This is a genomic window from Palleronia sp. (assembly GCF_042089775.1).
Lineage (GTDB): Bacteria > Pseudomonadota > Alphaproteobacteria > Rhodobacterales > Rhodobacteraceae > Palleronia.
The window spans coordinates 1-21,734 of record NZ_JBELKF010000022.1; the positions used below are offsets into that span (position 1 = coordinate 1).

The following is a 21,734-nucleotide window of genomic DNA, read 5'->3' on the forward strand; positions in this document are numbered from 1 at the left end:
GCGATGCCGCCTTCGTAGATCAGGTCCACGATCAGCTTCACCTCGTGCAGGCACTCGAAATAGGCCATTTCGGGCTCGTAACCGGCCTCGACCAGCGTCTCGAAGCCCATGCGGATCAGCTCGACAAGGCCACCGCACAGCACGGCCTGCTCGCCGAACAGGTCGGTCTCGCATTCCTGGCGGAAGTTGGTCTCGATGATGCCCGAGCGGCCGCCACCGATGGCGGAGCAATAGGACAGGCCGATCTCCATGGCCTTGCCGCTCGCGTCCTGCTCGACCGCGACGAGGCAGGGCACGCCGCCGCCCTTGACGTATTCGCCGCGTACCGTGTGGCCGGGACCCTTGGGGGCCATCATGATGACGTCGACGCCCGGCTTCGGCTCGATCAGGCCGAAATGCACGTTTAGGCCGTGGGCGAAGGCGATCGCGGCACCCTCGCGCAGGTTGTCATGGACGTGCTTCTTGTAGGTCTCGGCCTGCAGCTCGTCGGGCATGGTGAACATGATCAGGTCGCACCACGCGGCGGCCTCGGCGATGCCCATGACCTGCAGGCCCTCGCCCTCGGCCTTCTTGCGGCTGGGCGAGCCTTCGCGCAGCGCGACGACAAGGTTCTTGGCGCCCGAGTCGCGCAGGTTTAACGCATGGGCGTGGCCTTGCGAGCCGTAGCCCAGGATCGCCACCTTCTTGTCCTTGATAAGGTTAATGTCGCAGTCCTGATCGTAATAGACGCGCATGTCGGTCCCTCCGGTTTGATGGGCGCAACCTACGGCCTTGAACAGCCGGGCGAAAGCCATGAAACCGCCGAAAAACTAGCTCTATATGACGGGTTCTATTCGCATGCTGGTTGTCGGTATAAGTAACCATGCTTGACGACACCGACCGGCGCCTTTTGCGCCAATTGCAGAACGACCCAGCCGCCACGCTGTCGGCGCTGGCCTCCCGTGCCGGCGTGACCACCCAGCTTGCCACCCGCCGGTTCGACCGGCTGCGTGCCAACGGTGTGCTGCGTGGCCAGCATGCCCGCATCAACTGGCGAAGGTTGGGCTACGAGATCGAGGTTTCCTTGCGATTCACGCTCGACAAGGCCGACCCGCGCGCCTTCGACGGCTTCCTCGCCGCCGCCCGCGAGGTGCCCGAGGTGATCGAGATCCAGACCTTCCTTGGCCGCGTCGACGTGCGCCTGTCCCTCGTGGCGCGCAACCTGGCCGACTACCACCGCCTGTACCGCGAGCGCATCCTGACCTTGCCGCATATCGCCGAGATCGAGGCGCTGATGCAGGTCGCCACGCTGAAAGCAGACGAAAGGCTGCCCTTGTGACCCCCGACGACACCGACCGCGCCATTCTGCGCGCCCTGACCGGGGACGCCACGCTATCCTCGGCGGCGCTTGGCGAACGGGTCGGGCTGTCGCAACCCGTGGCGTGGCGCAGGGTCCGCCGGTTGGAAGGGGCGGGTATCCTTGCCGGTCGGCGCCTCGATCTGGATCTCGAGACGCTCGGCTTCGGGGTGACGATGTTCCTGGGGGTGAAGCTGGCGGCGAAGGGGCGGCTGGACCTCGCCGCGTTCGAACGCGCGATCACCGCCATCCCCGAGGTGCAGACGGTCGAGCACGTCCTCGGCCTTTATGACTATCGCGTGCGGGTCGTCGCCCGCGACATCGCGGATTTCGAGCGCGTCCTGCGCCGCCGCATCCTGACGCTGCCGGGGGTCGGGAATGTCGAGGCAAACGTGCTTCTCAGCGAGGAGCGGCGCTCCGGTCCGATTTGAGCGCGCCCATACCCGCCATCATCACCCGCCGCCGCAGCGGGGCCACGTCGTTCACAAGCTTCAGCCCCTCTGCCCGCAGCCTCTGCACCGGGGCCAGCCCCGAGCGGCAGAGCCGGTTGTAGGCATCGATCGCAGCCGCGCGCCCCACCATGTCCGCCTGCCGTGCGCGGGCATAGAGGCTCAACGCGCCGGGCGCGCCCGGATCGTCCTGCAGGCTGTCGGCAAGCGCCGCGATGTCGGCAATCGACGTGTTCAGCCCCTGCGCCCCGATCGGCGGCAGCACGTGCGCAGCCTCGGCCACCAGTACCGTCCGCTTTGCGGTCAGCGTTCGCGCGGTCTGGGTGACGACAGGCCAGACCCTCAGCGGCGTGACGCGGCGCATCGGGCCAAGGAGGGCGAGCGCGCGTTCGGTGAGGCGCTGGTTGAACGCCCCCTCATCCATCTGCGCCAGGTCGTTCACGCGCGCCCCGTCGTCCATCCACACGATCGAAGAGGCGGGCTGCCCATCGTGGTCCGACAGGGGCACCGTGACCATCGCGCCGCCGGCGTTGTAGATCTCGGTCGAGATGCGCTCGTGCGGCTCGACATGGGTGCAGGCGAAGGCGAGGGCCTTCTGCCCATAGCGCCGGATGCGGGTGTCGATGCCGGCGGCTTCGCGCACAGCCGAGGTGCGCCCGTCGGCGCCCACGACCAGCCGCGCGGTCAGGCGGCTGCCGTCGGTCAGGGTGACGAAGGCCATGTCGTCCCGCGCGGTCATGTCGGCAAACCCGGTGCCGAGCCGTAGGTCTATGCCCGGCGCCTGGCTCAGCGCCTCGGTCAGTGTCCGGTGGGCGCGCCAGTTCATCACGTTCCACCCGAAGGCCATGAGGCCCAGGTCATCGGGACGGAACGTGCGCAGCGCGGTCTGCCGCGGCGGCCAGCCGGCTGAATCCACGACGCGCAGCGCCTCGAGCGGCGTGGCGTCCGGCGACAGATGCTCCCACAGCCCCGCCTCGCGCAGAACGGCGACCGAGGGCTCGAGGTAGGCGGTCGAGCGTAGGTCCGATCCCTCGGCCCCCTCGCTGTCGGGCGGGGTCGACGGGTCGCAGATCGTCACGCGCCAGCCACGCTTGGCCAGAAGCGCCGCCAGCACCATGCCGGCAATGCCGGCGCCCGAGATGAAGATGTCGGTGTCCATGGCACTCATGATAGGTGTCAGGGCGGCGTCGGGAAGCCGCTGATGCCCACCTGCGACAGAAAAGCCGTCAGGTCGGGGGCATGGTGGTCGATAAAAGGTTCGGCCGGCGCGCTGGGTCCGACGAGCACCGTCCGCACGCCGCGCGAGCTGGGAACGCGCAGGTTCGCGGGGCTGTCCTCGAACATCGCGGCGCGGGTAGGGTCGATGTCCAGCGCCCGAAAGGCCGAGTCGAAGGCGCGGGCGTCGGGCTTTGCCACGAAATCCGCGTGCTCGATCGAGAACGTGCCGTGGAAATGGTCCGTCAGCCCCCGCGCCATCAGCACCCGTTCCGCGTGCGTGGCGCTGCCATTTGTGAAGACGACGCGCCGGCCGGGCAGGGTGGCGAGTGCCGTCCCGAGGGCGGGATCCGCGGCGAGATCGGTCAGCGGAATATCGTGCACGTCGCGCAGGAAGGCTTCGGGCGAGATGCCGTGGCGGGCGACGAGGCCCGGCAGCGTGCCGCCATAGTCGCGCCAGTAGGTGTGGCGCAGGCGATCGGCCTCGGTCCGGTCCAGCCCGAGGCGTTGCGCGATCCAGTCGGTCATGCGCGCCTCGATCGCGGCCACGACCCCCGATTCGGGCGGGTAGAGCGTGTCGTCGAGGTCGAAGATCCATGTGTCGATGGTCATGCCGCCGCCCTAGCGGCGGGCTGGCGGGCTGTCTATACCGCCGTGGAGGGAGGGCAGCGCATGGTCGAGCCGAAACTGCCGCAGAAAGATGCCTACCGGCTGATTCTCGAGGCAATCGACGAGGGGATCTACAAGCCCGGTGATCGTCTGGTCGAGAACGAGCTGGCAGAACGCTTCGGCGTCAGCCGCACGCCGATCCGTGAGGCGCTGCAGCGGCTCGAGACGCAGTCGCTGCTGACGCGGGACGGGCGCAGCCTGATCGTCTCGTCGCTGGATCACAACCAGATGGCCGAGCTGTACGCGGTCCGCACGGAACTCGAAGGGCTGGCGGCAGAGCTTGCCGCGCGTCATGCGACGGCTGAGGAACTGCGTGTTCTGCGGCGAATGATCGAAGAGGATCGGACCCGGCTGGACGATCCCCACGCGCTCAGCCGGTCGAACCGGCGATTCCACAAGCAGATCCACCTGGCCTCGCACAACATGTTCCTCGTGCAGCAGCTCGACCTCGTGCACCGCTCGATGGCGCTACTCGCGACGACATCTCTGGCCGTCGAGGGACGGGGAGAGGACGCGCTCGCCGAGCATGACGCGATTGTCTCGGCACTCGAGGCGCGGGACGGGCAGGCGGCGCGGAGGGCGCTTTGTGCGCATATCTCGACGGCCTACGAGACGCGCTTGCGGCTCGACGCGTCGCGGGACGCGATGCTCTAGCTGTCCGGGCGCGTGACGCCGTGGGCGGTCTTGTCCCAGTAGAAGGGGCGGGTGACGAGTTCGGCCACGGCCTTGCCGAGCGAGATCGTCGCCAGCGGGTAGTAGAGCATCATCGCGGGCAGCCAGCGGACTAGCGCGAGGCGGCTTTGCCGGGACAGCGCGATGACCAGGCCGCTCGCCTGCACTGCAAGCATGAGGCCCAACCCGACTTGCACGATCCACACCGCTTGAAGCGGTAGCACCGGAGCGTATGGAACGGGAGCCGCGGCAAGAAGCAGCCAGAACGGCCACAGAAGGGGCGCCAGTGCAGCCCCGACGAGCGAGCCGAGGAACAGAACATGAACGCCCACGAAGCCCCAGGGCCCGAGGTCACGGATCAGGCGCAGCGGGTGGCGCATGTGCGCGGCCCACGTGATCGCGTAGCCCTTCTGCCAGCGCGATCGCTGCTTGATCCACGCGCGCGGCCGGGCTGTCGCCTCTTCAAGCGTGACGCTGTCGATCAACTCGGTCCGCCATCCCGCGCGGGCCAGGCGCAGGCCCAGATCCGCATCCTCGGTCACGTTATGAGCATCCCAGCCGCCCACGCTTTCCAGCGCGTCCCGGCGCAGGAAGATCGTGGTTCCGCCCAACGGAATGGGCCACCCGAGCCGCCCGATCGCCGGCAGTATCATCCAGAACCACGCCGCGTAGTCGATCGAGAAACACCGCGTCAGCCAGGTCGCGCGGGTGTTGTAGAAGCTCAGCCGCCCCTGCAGTGCCGCGACGTTAGGCTTCGCGGCGGCGAAGCGGGCCGCGACGCGGCGCAGCTGGTCGGGTTCGGGCGCATCCTCGGCATCATAGACGCCGACGATCGACCCGCGGCAGAAATCCAGCGCCACGTTCATCGCACGCGGCTTGGTCTGTACCTCGCCCGGTGCGACGGTCAGGACGTGCGCCCACGGGGGAAGCGCCACCCGCGAGATCGCCTGCGCCGTGACGCGATCGTCGCATTCCATGATGAGCCACACCTCGAGCCGGTCTCGCGGGTAGTCGAGCGCTTCGATCCGCTCGAGGAGCATCGGCGCGATGTCCTGTTCGTGGTAAAGCGGCAGGAAGAGGGAGATCGTCGGCAACCCAGCAAGCGGGGGCCGCAGCGCCTGTCCGCTACGGTGCGGGATCATTGCCACGAGGTAGAGCGCCGTCTGGACGGCCAGCAGACCAGCCGCGAGAAACTGTCCGATAAATAGCGCTGACCCCGGTGCGAGGCAGATCGCGCCCGCCAGCAGAACCGTGAGCCCCAACGCGAGGGCCGGAGCAACCCGAAGCTCCCGGCAGCTTCGATCCGGCGGACATCGTTCTTCAGCCTCGCGCGCAAGAGTCAGTCCGGCGTGGCGCGTCAACCCTGCCATCACCTCGGCACGATCCGCGGGCAGCGGCACCGTTTCGCCAAGGACCGCTCTGATCCGGGCGGCCACCAGAGTATAGCGGTCTGGATCCGCGACGGCGAGCGGCTGAACCCCCGCCTGAGCCCGAAGGGGAAGCACTGCGTGGCGCGCGCAGAACCCGGCGCCTAGCCGCCGGATCGCGCGCGCATCGGGCAAGGGCACAGCGTCGCGACCCGGAATGACCGGCGGCAGAGGGTCGAGATGCGCGAGATCGAACATGGCGGTTCCGGTCGTGGACCCGCCGAATGTCTCACCGCGCGGTTAAGAGATGGTGAACGGGGATCAGGCCGCGTCGTCCATCACCTTCGCGAACCGCTCGAACAGGTAGAAGCTGTCCTGCGGGCCGGGGCTGGCCTCGGGGTGGTGCTGGACGCCCCAGACGGGGCGGTCGGGAACGCGGATGCCACAGTTCGAGCCGTCGAAGAGCGAGATATGCGTCTCTTCCACACCCTTCGGCAGGGTCTGCGAGTTCACTGTGAAGCCGTGGTTCATCGACGTGATCTCGACCTTGCCGGTTGCCAGTTCCTTCACGGGATGGTTCGCGCCGTGATGGCCGTGGCCCATCTTTTGCGTCTCGGCCCCGAGGGCGAGGCCCAGAAGCTGGTGCCCGAGGCAGATGCCGAACACCGGGATGTCCGAGGTCTTGAGCACCTCCTGGATCATGGGCACCGCATACTTGCCGGTCGCCGCCGGGTCGCCGGGGCCATTCGACAGGAACAGCCCAGCGGGGTTATGGGCCATGACTTCCTCGGCCGTCGCCGTCGCCGGAAGGACGGTGACGTCACAACCGGCTGAGGCGAGGCAGCGCAGGATGTTGCGCTTGGCGCCGTAGTCAATGGCCACGACCTTGTGGCCGGGCTGGTCGCGGTTGAGGTAGCCGGCCGGCCAGGCCCAACGCATTTCGTCCCAGCGGTAGGATTGCAGGCAGCTGACATCCTTGGCGAGGTCGAGCCCGACGAGGCCGGGGAACGAGCGTGCGGCGGCGATCAGCGCCTCGATATCGAACTTTCCCTCGGGATCATGTGCGAGGGCGACGTGCGGTGCGCCCTGCTGACGGATCGCGCGGGTCAGGCGGCGGGTGTCGAGACCCCCGATGCCGATCTTGCCGTGGCGGCGCAGCCATTCGCCCAGCTCTTCGGCCGCCCGCCAGTTCGACGAGGCCGTCGGGTCCCACTTGACCACCATGCCTTCGGCGAAGGGGATCGCCGTCTCGTCATCCTCGGGCGTGACGCCGGTGTTGCCGATGTGGGGAAAGGTGAACGTCACGATCTGGCCGGCATAGGAGGGGTCGGTCACGATCTCCTGATAGCCGGTCATGGCGGTGTTGAAGCAAAGTTCTGCCGTGGTCTGTCCCGTGGCACCAAAGCCGCGGCCGTAGAAGACAGTCCCGTCGGCAAGGGCGAGGCAGGCGGTCGGGGTCTGGCGAGGCATGGCGGGATCTCCGGGCTGGGCGCAAATCTACCGCGATGTATGGAGATCACCCCGGCCGGTCAAGCGCCTTGCCGTTCACGCCCCCGGGTAATAGGTGAGGGGCCGTTTTTCCGCGTTGATCGAGGACATGCCATGGAACTGCGCGACCGCATCAATGCCGCCCTGAAGACGGCGATGAAAGAAAGGCAGGCCGCGCGCCTGTCGACGCTGCGGCTGATCAACGCCGCGATCAAGGACCGGGACATCGCCGCCCGCTCGACCGAGGACGGTCCCGACGGGGTCACCGATTTCGAGGTGCGCCAGATCCTCGGCCGGATGATCAAGCAGCGCCAGGAGAGCGCCCGCGCCTATGAAGAGGGCGGGCGCCTGGAGCTGGCCGAGAGCGAGCGCGAGGAAATTGCCATCATCGAGGAGTTCCTGCCCCGCCGCCTGACGGAAGAAGAGGTCGACGAGGCCATCGGAGCCGCGATTGCCGAGACGGGCGCGAAATCGATCCGGGATATGGGGAACGTCGTGGGCGTTTTGAAAGAGCGCTACACGGGCCAGATGGACTTCGGCACTGTCGGTCCGAAAGTGAAGGCCAGGCTGGGCTGAGGCATGAACCGGGGCAGAGCGTGACGCCGCCGCCCCCGTGCCCGTTCATGAGGCGCTAACGCCCGTCTGTCGATAGGCTTCACGCCCTTAGCGGGGAAGGCGCTTCAGCAGCCGGTCGAGGTCGTCATAGACTGCCTCGCGCTCTTCGGGGCTGAGGAAGGCGCCGAGTTCGACCTCGCGACCGCCACCATTCATCGTCAGGTAGCTCTGGACCGGCCCCCGGTTTGCGTGGAGGGAGAGGCGCATCCAATAGGGATTGGCCTCCCAGAACTGGTCCGGCGAACGGGGATTGTGCCGCACCAGCTCGATCCGGTCCGACCAGACGATCAGCTCTTCGGTGAGCTCGCCATCGCGGTAGTTCCTGAGAAAAAAGAGATACAGCGCCGCCATCGCCGCACAGAGGAACGGCAGGAGCCCCCAGAATACCGGCGTGCCGATGAATGGCGCGAGGGGGACGAGGAACATGCAGCCGGTAAAGCCCATGATCCCCACGAAGCCCGTCACAGGCAGGGACCGGTGCGGCCAGAGCCGCAAGGTCGCGAAGGGCTTTCCCCCCTCACGCGAAAAGGCCCCGGGCGATGCCGGGGCCTCCTCTTTGGATGTGGTCCATTGAACCGGCATGGTCAGTGAGCGTGGCCCTTGTCCCAGTCCTCGCGCTTGGGGAGCGTCTCGAACGTATGCTCCGGCGGCGGCGAGGGCAGGGTCCATTCCAGCGTATCGGCCCACTCGTTCCAGGGGTTCGCGGGGGCCGTGCGCGGCACTTTCACGAGGACCCAGAAGATCGCGCCGATGAAGAACACGAAGGACGCGAAGGACAGGAAGGCCCCCCAGGACGAGACATTGTGCCACAGCGCGAAGGCCTCGGGGTAGTCGATGTAGCGACGGGGCATGCCCTGACGGCCCAGGAAGTGCTGGGGGAAGAAGGTCAGATTGGCGCCGATGAACATCGCCCAGAAATGCACGTGGCCGATCCATTCTGGTATCATCTTGCCGGTGAACTTCGGGAAGTAGAAGTAGATGCCCGCGAAGATGGCGAAGACGGCGCCCAGCGACATGACGTAGTGGAAGTGGGCCACCACGTAGTAGGTGTCGTGATACGCACGGTCGATCGGGGCTTGCGACAGGACGACGCCGGTCACGCCGCCGATGGTGAACACGGCAAGGAAGCCGCAGGCCCAGAGCATCGGCGCCTTGAGTTCGACCGACCCGCCCCACATCGTTGCCAACCACGAGAAGATCTTGATGCCCGTGGGCACCGCGATGACCATGGTCGCCATCATGAAGTAGCTCTGCTGGGTGAGCGACATGCCGACGGTGTACATGTGGTGTGCCCAGACGACGAAGCCCAGGACGCCGATCGCGATCAGCGCCCAGACCATCGGCAGGTAGCCGAAGATCGGCTTCTTCGAGAAGGTCGCGATGATGTGGCTGATGATGCCGAAGCCGGGCAGGATCACGATGTACACCTCCGGATGGCCGAAGAACCACAGGATGTGCTGGTAGAGGATCGGATCGCCGCCGCCGGACGGGTCGAAGAAGGTCGTCCCGAAGTTGCGGTCGGTCAGCAGCATGGTGATCGCGCCGGCGAGAACGGGCAGCGCCAGAAGGATCAGCCACGCGGTGACGAACACCGACCATGCAAACAGCGGCACCTTGAACAGCGTCATGCCCGGAGCGCGCATGTTCAGGAAGGTGGTGATGATGTTGATCGCGCCGAGGATCGAGGACGCGCCCGAGACGTGCACGGCGAAGATGGCGAGATCGGTCGAATAGCCGCCCTCGGTCGTCGACAGGGGCGGATAAAGCACCCAGCCGATCCCCGAACCTGGCTGCCCGTTACCGCCCGGCGCGAAAAGCGAGCACACCGCCAGCGCCGAACCGGCCACGAAAAGCCAGTAGCTGAGGTTGTTGAGCCGCGGGAACGCCATGTCCGGCGCGCCGATCTGCAGCGGCATCAGGTAGTTGCCGAAGCCACCGAAGAGCGCCGGAATCACCACGAAGAACATCATCAGGATGCCGTGAGCCGTGATCAGCACGTTCCACAGGTGCCCGTTCGGCGTGCAATTTTCGGTCGCGGTCGGGAAGAGACGCGCGCCTTCCATGCACATGAACTGGACGCCGGGCTCCATGAGCTCCATGCGCATGTACACCGTGAAGGCGACAGAGATGAAACCCGTCACCGCCGCGGTGACGAGGTAAAGGATGCCGATATCCTTGTGATTGGTGGACATGAACCACCGGGTGAAGAACCCCCGATCGTCCTCGTGTCCACCATGGCCCTGGACGGCTGCGTCAGCCATGTCGTCCCTCCTGGTTCCCGTTGACTGAGAGGCACGCAGACTCCGAGCCTCGCGCGCGTCGAAAGGCGTTCTATGCCCAACAGGCGGTCATCGCAATGATACGTTTTGGCGCGGCCTGCGGGTCGCTCCGGCAATTCGAATAGAACTCGCCTGACCCGCCGCATGGCCGAGCCTTGCGGTCGCGGTTTACGCACGGGTATTCAGGGCGCCATGAGAAGATCTGAGACATGAGGCGGCCTGGATGGCCCGTGGCGGGACGTGGGCAGAGCGTGGGCCTTCTGGGCGGCTCGTTCGACCCCGCCCATGCCGGGCACGCGGCGATCACCCGCGCGGCGCTTGCGCACTTCCGGCTCGATTGGGTCTGGTGGCTTGTCTCGCCCGGCAACCCTCTGAAGCCGGACGCGCCCGCCGCGCTGCCCCGGCGGATGGCCCAGGCACAAGAGATGATGCGCCACCCCCGCGTGCGCGTGACGGAAATCGAGGCTAGCCTCTCGTCGCGCTTCACGGCGGACACGGTGGCGATCCTGAAAGAGACTTATCCCGACGTGCGGTTCGTCTGGCTGATGGGATCGGACAACCTTGCCCACTTCCACCGCTGGGACCGGTGGGAAGAGATCGCGCGCCGCGTGCCCCTCGGCATATTCGCCCGGCCCGGAGACCGCCTGCGGGCGCTGAACGCCCCGACGCCGCGGCGGCTGGAGGACGCGCGCGTCCCGCCCAGCATGCTGGCACGATCCAAGCCCCCCGCGTGGTCCTTCGTCAATATTCCGCTCAGGGCGGAATCGTCCACGGAGCTGCGACGGGCCGGACGGTGGAAACACTGAAGTGATCGGAATGTCAGTCGCTTATGGTTGATCGTCCTGTCTATTGTCATAAATCGCCTGCGGCAACTTCGGAGGAATCATGCGCCTGAGCAGACGCCACATGCTGGCGGGCCTCTTGTCGGCCAGCGCAACCGGCGCGTGGGCCGAGGCTCCGCCGCGCACGATCCGCCCCCGATACCGCGATCAGAGTCTTCGCGAGGAGCCCGCTTCCAGGCAATCCGTCCCGTCGGGCAATGACCTCGTCGACCGCTCCAGCCTCACGGGCGTCGTGGGCTTCACAGTGGCCGATGCGGCTACCGGCCAGGTGCTCGAGGCGCGCAACCCCGAGGTCGGGATGCCTCCGGCGTCGACCGCCAAGGCGCTGACGACGATGTGGGCGCTTGACCGGCTGGGGCCGCAACACCGCTTCGAGACGCAGCTCATCGCGACCGGTCCCGTGACGAACGGGCGGATCGAGGGCGACCTCATCCTTGCCGGCGGCGGCGATCCGACGCTCGACACCGACGGGCTGCGGTCCATGGCCGTCGCGCTGAAGGACGCAGGCGTGCGCGAGATCGGCGGCCGGATGCGGGTGTGGACCGGCGCTCTGCCGAACCTGCGCGAAATCGACGAAGAGCAGCCGGCCCACGTCGCCTACAATCCCGCAATCGGCGGTCTGAACCTGAACTACAACCGCGTCCATTTCGGGTGGGAGCGGCAGGGCGGCGACTATGAGGTGACGATGGACTCGCCCGGCATGCGCCAGACGGCGGCCGTGACCACGGCTCGGATGCAGGTCGCGGACCGGAGAGGCCCGGTCTACACCTACGACCGCGGCGAGCGCATGGACGAGTGGACCGTGGCCCGCACCGCCCTAGGCAATGGCGGCTCGCGCTGGTTGCCCGTCCGGTTCCCCGGCCTCTATGCTGGTGAAGTCTTCCAGACGCTCGCGCAGTCGCAAGGCATCATCTCGGGCGGGGCGGTCGACTATGCCGACAGCGCAAAGGGCGGGCTGCTGCACACCCATCGCAGCGACGTGTTGCCGCCGATCCTGACCGACATGCTGAACTACTCGACCAACATCACCGCCGAGGTCATGGGCCTGTCGGCCTCCCAGACCGTTGGGCCGATCGGAACGTTGGCCGAAAGCGCCGCCCAGATGAACGCATGGCTGAAGCGCGAGCATGGACTGAACTCGGTCGCGCTCGAGGATCATTCGGGGCTGGGCGACGACAGCCGCGTGTCTCCGGCGGACATGGCGCGGGCGATGGTATCAAGCCACAAGGGCAACGTGCTGAAGCCGCTGATGAAAGCCTTCCCGCTGGACGATACCCGCTTTGCCGTCACGGCCAAGACCGGCACACTGAATTTCGTCAGCGCGCTGACCGGCTATGTGACGGGGCCGAAGCAGGGACGGACACTCGCCTTCTCGATCCTCACCGGCGACATCCCCCGCCGCGACGCGCTGACCATCGAGCAGCGCGAGCGGCCCGAAGGGGGGCGCAGCTGGATCGCGTCGTCGAAGTACCTCCAGCGGCAGCTACTCGAAAGCTGGGGCAAGGCCTACCTGACCTAAAGCGTCAAATGCCGCGCCCGCGCGCCCCGCTCGATCGCGGCCGCGTTCAGCCGCGGGATCGCGAGTTCGAACCGGATCTCTTCAAGCAGCCGGATCTCGGTCTCGCCGAGCGAGCCATCGGCCGCGGCCACGTCGCAGGCGAGGGCATAGGCGGTCTCGAACAGGTGCTCGGGCAGGTTGTCGCGGATCAGGCCGAACAGCGCGTCCAGGCCGTCTTCTTCGGCGAAGAGATCGAACACGGTCTGGGACACGGTGCGAATGCGGTCCTGGTCGTACTTCGCAAAGATCGGCAGGTGGTTGACGATCCGCTCGATCGTGACGAGCTCGGTCGTCCGCAGGTTCTCGTCCGAGGCGGACACGGCAACCATGACCGCGACGAGGCAGTCTTGCGGGCTGAGGCTGGGGGCGACGTCGTTCATCTGTGCTCCGGGGTCTGGGTTGGGTGCATGGTAATTGACGGTTCCGCGCCGCGGCAATACTGCAAACGCGCATTCCATGGTGGAGAAAGCGATGACCGAGTTGCGTGAAATTGCGATGACCTCGAAGGCCTGGCCGTTCGAAGAGGCCCGCAAGCTGGTCAAACGCTTTGAGAAACATCCGCCCGAGAAGGGCTTTGCCCTGTTCGAGACGGGCTATGGCCCCTCGGGCCTGCCGCATATCGGGACCTTCGGCGAAGTGGCGCGCACGACCATGGTGCGCCGCGCCTTCGAGACGCTGTCGGACATTCCGACGAAGCTGCTTTGTTTCTCCGATGACATGGACGGGCTCCGCAAGGTGCCCACGAACGTCCCGAACCAGGAGCAGATGGCCGAGGACCTACACCTGCCGCTGACCCGCGTGCGCGATCCGTTCGGCACGCATGACAGCTTCGGCGCGCACAACAACGCCCGCCTCCGCGCCTTCCTCGACAGCTACGGGTTCGAGTACGAGTTCGCCTCTTCGACCGCCTACTATGCCAGCGGCCGGTTCGATGCGGCGCTGCAGCGTGCGCTCGAGCAGTTCGACGAGATCATGGCGATCATGCTGCCGACCCTCGGGCCGGACCGGCGCGCGACCTACTCGCCCTTCTTGCCCGTCAGCCCCAAGACCGGCCATGTCCTTCAGGTCCCGACGCTCGAGCGCAACGTCGAAAAGGGCACGATCGTCTACGAGGAGCCCGACGGCGAGCGGGTCGAGGTCCCGGTGACGGGCGGCAATGTGAAGCTGCAGTGGAAGCCCGACTGGGCGATGCGGTGGTATGCGCTGGGCGTGGATTACGAGATGTCGGGCAAGGACCTGATCGATTCGGTCACGCAGGCGGGCAAGATCTGCCGCGCGCTGGGCAGCCCCGGCCCTGAGACGCTGACCTATGAACTCTTCAACGACGAGAAGGGGCAGAAGATCTCGAAGTCGAAAGGCAACGGCCTGTCGATGGAAGAGTGGCTGACCTACGCCGCGCCCGAGAGCCTCGCCTACTTCATGTATCAAAAGCCCAAGACGGCGAAGCGGCTATATTTCGACGTGATTCCAAAGGCCGTGGACGAGTACCATCAGCAGCTGCGCGCCTATCCCGAGCAGGACCCGACGGCGCGGCTTAATAATCCCGTCTGGCACATCCACGGCAACGAGGACGTACCGCAGTCGGACATGGTGGTGCCCTTCGCGATGCTCCTGAATCTCGCCAGCGTGTCAGGCGCCGAGGAGAAGGAGACGCTCTGGGGCTTCATCCGCCGCTATGCGCCCGAGGCCTCGCCCGAAGCGAACCCGCAGCTCGACCAGGCGGCGGGCTACGCGATCCGCTACTACAACGACTTCGTGAAGCCCGAGAAGACCTTCCGCCAGCCTTCCGAGGCCGAGCGCGCCGCGATCGTCGACCTGCGCGACCGGCTCGTCGCGTGGGAGGGCGGCCTCGACGCCGAGGCGCTGCAATCCGAGGTCTTTGCCGTCGGCAAAGCGCACGAGATCGAGCCGCTGCGCGACTGGTTCAAGGCGCTCTACGAAGTGCTGCTGGGCCAGAGCCAAGGGCCGCGTTTTGGCGGTTTCATCGCGCTTTACGGCGTGGACGAGACGATCGCTCTGATCGACCGGGCGCTCGCGGGCGATCTCGCCAACTGATCGGCGGTGTGCGGGGCGACCCTCCGCCTCCCGCCGGGTCAGAACGCCAGCCAAGCCCCGAGGTCGATCCGGCTGGGGGTGTCGCCGGTTGGATCGAAGGCGTAGCCCACGGTCACGTCAATCCCCTCGGCGATTGCGTAGGTGGCGTTGGGGGCAATGCGCAGAGCCGTGCCGTCCTCGTCCTCGGCGCCTTCGAACTCGACGAAGAGCTTGCTGCGGTCAGTCACCGCGACGCCGGCGACCAGGCCCATCCGCCACTGTTCTTCCAAACCGCTGCTGTCCCGGGCCGCTTCGGCATCGAACCAGGCGGCTCGGTTGCCGATCATGAAGCCGCGGCCCACATGCAGGCTGACGCCGTTGCGGACCTCGCCGGGCAGGAACGCCAGGTCCTCGGGCGTGCCACCTTCCAGTTCGAACGATGTGCTGGCCGAGACCGACACCTGCCACGGCCCCTCGGGCGTCAGCGCCACACGGCTGAAAGCCGAAACGGCGCCGCTGCTGGGGCCGTAACGGTCGGCGGCAGCGCCGAAGGTCAGTCGGGGGGTCATGCCGTACTCGGCATAGAGGCTCTGAACTTCGGTCTCGCCCTGCCTCCCGAACTTCAGGGACAGGAACGTCTCGCCCTCGGGACGCGGCCAAGCGCCCGGTGTGGCCGCCGTGGCGGTCACAGCGAAAAGGAGGACAAGGGCGCGAAGCAGGCTCATGCTTGCTTCATCGCCCAAGAGGGTAAACCGCCGATTAACGGCGCTCGCCGATCAGGTGTGCGACCTTGCCTGGGCTACTTTTTCCGCCGCTTGACGTTGCCACCCCGCTGGCCCGGGCGTCCCGCCGTCGAACGGCCCGCCGATTTCGTCGCCGCGTCGGCCGCGGCCTCGACCGCCGATTGTCGGGCAAGCGGGTCGTCCGAGACCGCGAGATCCACGGCTTCGAGTCGTTTGACCTCGTCGCGGAGGCGAGCAGCCTCTTCGAATTCGAGGTTCTCGGCCGCCTTGCGCATGTCGGTGCGCAGCCCTTCAAGTACCGCCTGAAGGTTCGAGCCGCCCCGCTTGTTGTCGATCTTCGCGGTCACGCGGTTCATGTCCACGTCGCCCTGGTAGAGCCCCGACAGGATGTCGTCGACGTTCTTCTTGATGGTCGCGGGGGTGATTCCGTGCAGCTCGTTATAGGCGATCTGCTTCTCGCGCCGGCGATCCGTCTCGCGCATCGCACGCTCCATCGAGCCGGTGATGCGGTCGGCATACATGATGACCCGCCCTTCGGAATTTCGCGCGGCGCGGCCGATGGTCTGGATCAGCGACGTCTCGGACCGCAGGAAGCCTTCCTTGTCGGCATCAAGAATTGCCACCAGCCCGCATTCGGGAATGTCGAGCCCTTCGCGCAGCAGGTTGATGCCCACCAGCACGTCGAAGGCGCCGAGGCGCAGGTCGCGCAGGATCTCGATCCGCTCGATGGTGTCGATGTCCGAGTGCATGTAGCGGACCTTGATGCCCTGCTCGTGCAGGTATTCCGTCAGATCCTCGGCCATGCGCTTGGTCAGCACGGTGGCGAGCGTCCGGTAGCCAGCCTGGCTGACGCGCCGAATCTCGTCCAGCAGGTCGTCCACCTGCATCTCGACGGGGCGGATCTCGACCTGCGGGTCCAGAAGGCCGGTGGGACGGATGATCTGTTCCGTGAAGACGCCGCCTGACTGCTCCATCTCCCAGGCGGCGGGGGTGGCCGAGACAAAGACCGACTGGGGCCGCATCGCGTCCCATTCCTCGAACTTCAGGGGGCGGTTATCCATACACGAGGGCAGGCGGAACCCGTGCTCGGCCAGCGTCATCTTGCGCCGGAAGTCGCCCTTGTACATGCCGCCGATCTGCGGAACCGAAACGTGGCTTTCGTCGGCGAAGACGAGCGCGTCGTCGGGGATGAACTCGAACAGGGTAGGGGGCGGCTCACCCGGGGCACGGCCGGTCAGGTAGCGCGAGTAGTTCTCGATCCCGTTGCAGACGCCGGTCGCCTCGAGCATTTCGAGGTCGAAATTCGTCCGCTGCTCGAGCCGCTGCGCCTCGAGGAGCTTGCCGTCGCCCACAAGCTGGTCGAGCCGGATCCGCAGCTCTTTCTTGATGCCGTTGATCGCCTGCTTCATCGTCGGGCGCGGCGTCACGTAGTGCGAGTTGGCGTAGATGCGGACCCGCTCGAAGCTGTCCACCTTCTCGCCGGTCAGTGGATCGAACTCGACGATCGACTCCAGCTCATTGCCGAAGAAGGACAGGCGCCACGCGCGATCTTCGAGGTGGGCGGGCCAGACTTCGACCACATCGCCCCGCACGCGGAAGCTGCCACGCTGGAACGCCTGGTCGTTGCGGCGGTATTGCTGGGCGACGAGGTCGGCCATCACCTGCCGCTGGTCGTAGTCGTTGCCGGTATGCAGGTCGACCGTCATCGCGCCGTAGGTCTCGACCGAGCCGATACCGTAGATGCACGACACCGAGGCGACGATGATGACGTCGTCCCGTTCCAGCAGCGCCCGCGTGGCGGAGTGGCGCATCCGGTCGATCTGCTCGTTGATCTGGGATTCCTTCTCGATGAAGGTGTCCGACCGCGGCACGTAGGCTTCCGGCTGGTAATAGTCGTAGTAGCTGACGAAATACTCGACCGCGTTGTCGGGGAAGAACCCCTTGAACTCGCCGTAAAGCTGGGCCGCCAGCGTCTTGTTCGGCGCGAGGATGATGGCCGGGCGCTGCGTCTCTTCGATGACCTTGGCCATGGTGAAGGTCTTGCCGGTGCCGGTCGCGCCCAGCAGGACCTGGTCGCGCTCGCCATTGCGCACGCCCTCGGACAATTCGGCGATGGCTGTCGGCTGGTCCCCCGCCGGCTGGAACGTGCTGTTCATGCGGAAGGCGATGCCGCCTTCAAGCTTTTCGCGCGTCTTCACGTCCGGCGCCGGGGCGTGCAGCAGGACGGGCATCTGATCGGGGCGATTGTTGTGCATGGCGTGAAGATATGCGCGCGCGGGCGCGGTGCAAGCGGTGTCGAAGGCGTCGCGCGGCTGTCACGAAGACTTGCGCCGCGCCGCGCGATTTCTCATATGTCGAGCAACCAGAGAAGGAGGCGACCGATGACCGCGCGCATCTACCAGCCCACCAAGACGGCCATGTCCTCGGGGATGGCCAAGACCCGGGAGTGGGTGCTCGAGTTTACGGCCGACACGCCCAAGCGGATCGAGCCGCTGATGGGCTGGACATCGTCGCACGACACCCAGGCGCAGGTCAGCCTGCGGTTTCCCACGAAGGAAGAGGCGCTCGACTACGCCGAGGCGCATGGCATCGACGTGATCGTGACGCTGCCCAAGAAGCGCCGCGCCAACGTCCGCACCGGCGGCTATGGCGAGAACTTTGCCACCTCGCGGCGTGGTGCCTGGACGCACTGACGCTCCGATAGTCAGCAGCGGGTTCTGAAGGCGAGCGATCCGGGGAAATGCACAAAGGGCGGCCTGATGGTCGCCCGTTTTATTTGAGGGGCATCCATGACCATCACTCACCTCGTCACGCATTCCGGCGGGTTTCACGCCGACGAGCTTCTGTCGTCGGTCATACTCACGCGCCTTTTCCCGACGGCGCAGTTGGTCCGCAGCCGCGACGCCGCCTGGATCGCTCCGGCGGACGGGCGCATCATCTATGACGTCGGCGGCCAGTTCGACGCCGAGGCCGGGATCTTTGATCATCATCAGAAGCCAAATCCCCTGCGCGAGGATGGCCAGCCCTTCAGCTCCTTCGGTCTGATCTGGGCCCGGTACGGGCGGGACTATCTGCGCGCCCTGGCCGTGCCCGAGCATGATATCGGCGCAGTCCACGCCTCCTTCGACCGCGACTTTGTGCTACCCATCGATCTGATGGACAATGGCGCGGTGAATCCGTCGGAAGCGGGGCCGCTTTTTGCCGGGCTGACGCTGCCCGCGCTGCTCGAGACGCTCAAGCCGGTATTCGACGATCCGGACGAGGACGCGGACGACCGCGCCTTCGCCGCCGCGCTGCCGATTGCTGCCGCCTTCGTCGAAGCCGCGATCCGCCGCGAGGCCGCGAAATTGCGCGCCCAAGGGATCGTCGCGGCGGCGATCGAGGCGGCAGGCCAAGATCGTGTCCTGGAGTTGCCGATGGGCATGCCCTTTCGCGCCGGGATCGAGGCGGCAGGCGCCGATCATCTTCTGTTTGTCGTTCATCCACGCGGCACGGATTGGGCGCTGACCACGATCCGCACAGGCGAAAACACGTTCGAAGCCCGCGCTGATCTGCCAGCGGCTTGGGCGGGGCTGACGGATAAAGCCCTTGAAGCCGCTTCGGGCGTGAAAGGTGCGAAGTTCTGCCATAACGGCCGGTTCATCGCAGTGGCGTGCACCCGGGATGCGATCATGCAGATGGCCAGGCTGGCGGTGGAAGACGTGTCGGCAGGCTGACCCATCGTGACCAACGCCCGAGGCAGCCGTCCGTGAGCGTCTGAAGGGCGGCGGCGTTGCGCCATCAGAAAGAGCAGGCGGATCCCCCCCCCCTTTAGCGGTCCCGCGTCCGTTATCGCCTCGCCGGATCGCGGGAGTGCGCTCGTGTAGGGGCTGCGCTGCTGACTCCTGCCAAGGGCACCTGCATGGCCGAGCTGGTCGCCTTCGGCTGCGACTTTCTCCCGGTGTGACTTCGACACAGGCTCCATTGGGCGTCGGTTTGGGTCTTGTCCCTCCGGCGCGCGGTGTTCTAGATGAAGCCGAGCCAGCTGACGCCAGCCCCTCCCGAAATCGCTGTAAGAGAAAGATTGAGCATGTCTCCATCTCGCGCTCGGCTTGTGTCTGGCACCGCCCTCGTATTGACCTCCTTCGCCAACTTCGCGCCTGCATTCGCCCAGGTGGCGGATGTCGCCGCGGATTCGGAACTGGTCGAACCGACCTCCGAAACCGGCCTTTACGAGCTGGGAACGATCGTCCTGACCGCGGAGGAGCAGATCAAGCAGGCGCTCGGCGTGTCGACGATCACCGAAGAGGATATCGAGGAACGGCCGGTCGTGAACGACCTGGCCGAGATCATCCGCAAGATGCCCGGTGTAAACCTGACCGGCACCTCGCCCTCTGGGCAGCGCGGGAACCAGCGCCAGATCGACATTCGCGGCATGGGGCCGGAGAACGTCCTGATCCTGGTCGACGGCCGCCCCGTTCTGTCGCGCACCTCGGTCAAGATCGGGCGGTCGGGCGAGCGTGACAGCCGCGGCGACACGAACTGGGTGCCGCCTGAAATGGTCGAGCGGATCGAGGTCATCCGCGGCCCGGCGGCGGCGCGCTACGGCTCGGGTGCCGCGGGTGGCGTGGTCAACATCATCACCAAGCAGCCGGATGCGGATCTGCTGCAACTCGGCGCCGGTTTCGACATGCCCGAAAGCGACCTGGAAGGCATGACGCAGCGCTACAACGTGCTGTGGAACAAGCGCCTCAGCGAGGACGTCGCGCTGCGCTTCACCGGGAACTACAACAGGACCGGCGCGGACGATCCCGACATCAACGCCGAAGCTGCCACCTGCGCAGAGAACCGGGCCGGCGAAGTGGTCTGCAGCTACGACGCCGGAAGCGAGGGGGTCGTCAATCGGGACGCCAGCGTCCTGCTCTCATGGGAGTCCGATACCGCCAACACGTTCGGCCTCGAGCTCGGCTATTCCCAGCAGGAGAACATCTTCGCCGGCGACACGCAGCTGGGCGGCGGGCTTTCCGAGGATGGCGAGACGCTCATCGAGCAACTGGCCGAGGACGGCGACACCACCAACGAGGTCAACCGCGGCACGCTCGCCCTGACCCACACGGGGACCTATGGCTGGGGCGACACGCATAGCTACCTGCAATACGAGCACACGCTGAACCGGCGCCTGGGCGAAGGCGCCGCGGGTGGCGGCGAAGGCGCGATCGCGACCGCGACCGAGTGGGACGAGGCGATCCTCGATGCGGTGACCGGGCGCAGCGAGACCTATATCGACCACAACGCGTTCGGCCGGCCGGCAGCGCTGACCCTCGGGGCGGAACTGCGTTGGGAACAGCTGGATATCACGGAATACAACTCCTTCTCGTCGATCGAGGCGCTTGATGGCAGCATCGACACCTCGACGGCCGACGGGGTCACGGACCAGACCACCTTCGGCCTTTACGTCGAGGAGAATATCGAGGCGACCGACCGCCTGACCCTCACGCCGTCGGCGCGCGTGGATTTCGCGGATACGTTCGGTACCAACCTGTCGGGCGGCGTGAACGCAGCTTATGAGATCACGCCGAACTGGACCGTGAAGGGCGGCGTCGCACGGGCCTTCAAGGCGCCGTCTCTCTATCAGCTGTCGGACAAGTACGTCTATGTCACGCGCGGAAGGGGGTGCCCCTATCCCTACTACGTCGACGGGCCGTGCTACGTCCTGGGCAACTCGGACCTGGATCCGGAAACGTCGATCAACTCCGAGATCGGGGTCGCCTACAACAATGACCGCGGGGTGAACGCCACGCTCACCTATTTCCACAACGACTATCACGACAAGATCCAGTCGGGAACCGAGCAGGTCGGCAGGGTGGCTGTGCCCGGCTTCCGCGGTGTCAGCAACGCACGTCTTTTCCAGTGGATGAACGTCCCGGATTCCCAGGTCGAGGGGCTTGAGGGCAACTTCGCTGCGCCGGTGGGCGAGCGTGCCCGCCTGTCGGTCAACGCGACCTACATGATCAACTCGAGGCAGACACTCGAAATCGAGGGGGGCACGACCTCGTCGGGCGAGATTTTTCCCGACCGAGTGATCGAAGTGCCCCTGTCGCTGGTGCCGGAATACACGATCAACGGCTCGTTCGAGTTCGAGGCCACCGATCACCTCAAGATCATTCCGTCCCTGACCCACTACGGGAAGATCGAGGCAGCGGAATACAACGCCACCATGGGTATTCCCGCGGGTGAGGATGATCTGGAGGACCGCGATCCCTACACGCTGGTCAACCTCGGGGTGAACTACGCCTTCGACAACGGCACCAACCTGAAGGCCGGCATCACCAACCTTCTGGACAAGCGGATCCTGCGGTCGGGCGAGGGTGCCAACACCTACAACGAGCCCGGGCGCGCCTTCTACTTCGGCCTGACCCGGACGTTCTGAACGGGGATGAGCCGTCCCGCCCGATTTGCACGGGCGGGACCGAGTCCTTGCGGCTGGG

General features: G+C 66.3%; 20 protein-coding genes. 10 read left to right on the forward strand and 10 right to left on the reverse strand.

Annotated elements, in window-relative coordinates; all coding sequences use genetic code 11:
• On the reverse strand, positions 1–734 hold a 734-nt coding region (ilvC, locus tag ACFDS3_RS07870; RefSeq protein ID WP_375261801.1), incomplete at its 3' end, for a ketol-acid reductoisomerase.
• Between the two features lie 128 nt (positions 735–862).
• Here ilvC and ACFDS3_RS07875 point away from each other — a divergent pair.
• Both ACFDS3_RS07875 and ACFDS3_RS07880 read left to right on the forward strand, forming a co-directional pair.
• The gene (locus tag ACFDS3_RS07875) at positions 863–1,318 is read left to right on the forward strand and encodes an Lrp/AsnC family transcriptional regulator (RefSeq protein ID WP_375261802.1); all 456 of its coding nucleotides are present in this window, start codon (positions 863–865) and stop codon (positions 1,316–1,318) included.
• Positions 1,315–1,767 carry an Lrp/AsnC family transcriptional regulator gene (locus ACFDS3_RS07880; RefSeq protein ID WP_375261803.1) on the forward strand — a complete coding sequence of 151 codons (453 nt, stop codon included), beginning with the start codon at positions 1,315–1,317 and terminating at the stop codon, positions 1,765–1,767. The genes ACFDS3_RS07875 and ACFDS3_RS07880 overlap by 4 nt, the downstream gene beginning before the upstream one ends.
• Here ACFDS3_RS07880 and ACFDS3_RS07885 read toward each other — a convergent pair.
• Together ACFDS3_RS07885 and ACFDS3_RS07890 are read right to left on the reverse strand one after the other, a co-directional pair.
• Entirely contained in the window at positions 1,736–2,953 is a 1,218-nt protein-coding gene (locus ACFDS3_RS07885) for an FAD-dependent monooxygenase (protein WP_375261804.1), read from the reverse strand. The two genes, ACFDS3_RS07880 and ACFDS3_RS07885, sit on opposite strands and share 32 nt — an antisense overlap.
• 8 nt (positions 2,954–2,961) lie before the next feature.
• Positions 2,962–3,612, reverse strand: a complete 651-nt coding sequence (locus tag ACFDS3_RS07890) for a pyrimidine 5'-nucleotidase (protein WP_375261805.1) — start codon at positions 3,610–3,612, stop codon at positions 2,962–2,964.
• Between the two features lie 60 nt (positions 3,613–3,672).
• Between ACFDS3_RS07890 and ACFDS3_RS07895 the strand changes: the two genes are divergently transcribed.
• Positions 3,673–4,323 (forward strand): GntR family transcriptional regulator, encoded by a 651-nt coding sequence (locus ACFDS3_RS07895; RefSeq protein ID WP_375261806.1) that lies wholly within the window; start codon positions 3,673–3,675, stop codon positions 4,321–4,323.
• Here ACFDS3_RS07895 and ACFDS3_RS07900 read toward each other — a convergent pair.
• Both ACFDS3_RS07900 and carA read right to left on the reverse strand, forming a co-directional pair.
• Entirely contained in the window at positions 4,320–5,966 is a 1,647-nt protein-coding gene (locus ACFDS3_RS07900; RefSeq protein WP_375261807.1) for a glycosyltransferase family 2 protein, read from the reverse strand. The two genes, ACFDS3_RS07895 and ACFDS3_RS07900, sit on opposite strands and share 4 nt — an antisense overlap.
• 63 nt (positions 5,967–6,029) lie before the next feature.
• Complete coding sequence (gene carA, locus ACFDS3_RS07905; RefSeq protein WP_375261808.1) at positions 6,030–7,178, reverse strand: glutamine-hydrolyzing carbamoyl-phosphate synthase small subunit; 1,149 nt, start codon at positions 7,176–7,178, stop codon at positions 6,030–6,032.
• Between the two features lie 132 nt (positions 7,179–7,310).
• Between carA and ACFDS3_RS07910 the strand changes: the two genes are divergently transcribed.
• Entirely contained in the window at positions 7,311–7,772 is a 462-nt protein-coding gene (locus ACFDS3_RS07910; protein WP_375261809.1) for a GatB/YqeY domain-containing protein, read from the forward strand.
• A gap of 87 nt (positions 7,773–7,859) precedes the next feature.
• Here the strand turns inward: ACFDS3_RS07910 and ACFDS3_RS07915 are convergent, their stop codons facing one another.
• Together ACFDS3_RS07915 and ctaD are read right to left on the reverse strand one after the other, a co-directional pair.
• Positions 7,860–8,306: a DUF2244 domain-containing protein gene (locus ACFDS3_RS07915; protein ID WP_375261810.1), complete on the reverse strand. Its 447-nt coding sequence runs from the start codon at positions 8,304–8,306 to the stop codon at positions 7,860–7,862.
• An 89-nt stretch (positions 8,307–8,395) separates the two neighbouring features.
• Positions 8,396–10,072 (reverse strand): cytochrome c oxidase subunit I, encoded by a 1,677-nt coding sequence (gene ctaD, locus ACFDS3_RS07920; RefSeq protein ID WP_375261811.1) that lies wholly within the window; start codon positions 10,070–10,072, stop codon positions 8,396–8,398.
• Between the two features lie 227 nt (positions 10,073–10,299).
• On the opposite strand from ctaD, the gene ACFDS3_RS07925 reads away from it, so the two are divergent.
• A complete protein-coding gene (locus ACFDS3_RS07925; RefSeq protein WP_375261812.1) occupies positions 10,300–10,896 on the forward strand; it encodes a nicotinate-nucleotide adenylyltransferase in 597 nt (198 codons plus the stop codon).
• Positions 10,897–10,975: 79 nt separating this feature from the next.
• Positions 10,976–12,451: a D-alanyl-D-alanine carboxypeptidase/D-alanyl-D-alanine-endopeptidase gene (gene dacB, locus ACFDS3_RS07930; RefSeq protein ID WP_375261813.1), complete on the forward strand. Its 1,476-nt coding sequence runs from the start codon at positions 10,976–10,978 to the stop codon at positions 12,449–12,451.
• Here the strand turns inward: dacB and ACFDS3_RS07935 are convergent.
• A complete protein-coding gene (locus tag ACFDS3_RS07935) occupies positions 12,448–12,870 on the reverse strand; it encodes a tellurite resistance TerB family protein (protein WP_375261814.1) in 423 nt (140 codons plus the stop codon). The two genes, dacB and ACFDS3_RS07935, sit on opposite strands and share 4 nt — an antisense overlap.
• Positions 12,871–12,961: 91 nt before the next feature.
• Here ACFDS3_RS07935 and ACFDS3_RS07940 point away from each other — a divergent pair, with 91 nt between their 5' ends.
• A complete protein-coding gene (locus ACFDS3_RS07940; RefSeq protein ID WP_375261815.1) occupies positions 12,962–14,545 on the forward strand; it encodes a lysine--tRNA ligase in 1,584 nt (527 codons plus the stop codon).
• Between the two features lie 38 nt (positions 14,546–14,583).
• Here ACFDS3_RS07940 and ACFDS3_RS07945 read toward each other — a convergent pair whose 3' ends face one another.
• Positions 14,584–15,249, reverse strand: a complete 666-nt coding sequence (locus ACFDS3_RS07945) for a hypothetical protein (protein ID WP_375261816.1) — start codon at positions 15,247–15,249, stop codon at positions 14,584–14,586.
• Between the two features lie 74 nt (positions 15,250–15,323).
• Positions 15,324–17,522: an excinuclease ABC subunit UvrB gene (uvrB, locus tag ACFDS3_RS07950; protein WP_375261817.1), complete on the reverse strand. Its 2,199-nt coding sequence runs from the start codon at positions 17,520–17,522 to the stop codon at positions 15,324–15,326.
• A 126-nt stretch (positions 17,523–17,648) separates the two neighbouring features.
• Here uvrB and ACFDS3_RS07955 point away from each other — a divergent pair, with 126 nt between their 5' ends.
• From ACFDS3_RS07955 to ACFDS3_RS07965, 3 genes are all read left to right on the forward strand, one after another.
• The gene (locus ACFDS3_RS07955) at positions 17,649–17,960 is read left to right on the forward strand and encodes an ETC complex I subunit (protein WP_375261818.1); all 312 of its coding nucleotides are present in this window, start codon (positions 17,649–17,651) and stop codon (positions 17,958–17,960) included.
• 96 nt (positions 17,961–18,056) lie between these two features.
• Entirely contained in the window at positions 18,057–18,983 is a 927-nt protein-coding gene (locus ACFDS3_RS07960) for an MYG1 family protein (RefSeq protein ID WP_375261819.1), read from the forward strand.
• Between the two features lie 353 nt (positions 18,984–19,336).
• Positions 19,337–21,676 carry a FepA family TonB-dependent siderophore receptor gene (locus ACFDS3_RS07965; RefSeq protein WP_375261820.1) on the forward strand — a complete coding sequence of 780 codons (2,340 nt, stop codon included), beginning with the start codon at positions 19,337–19,339 and terminating at the stop codon, positions 21,674–21,676.
• Positions 21,677–21,734 lie beyond the last annotated feature (58 nt).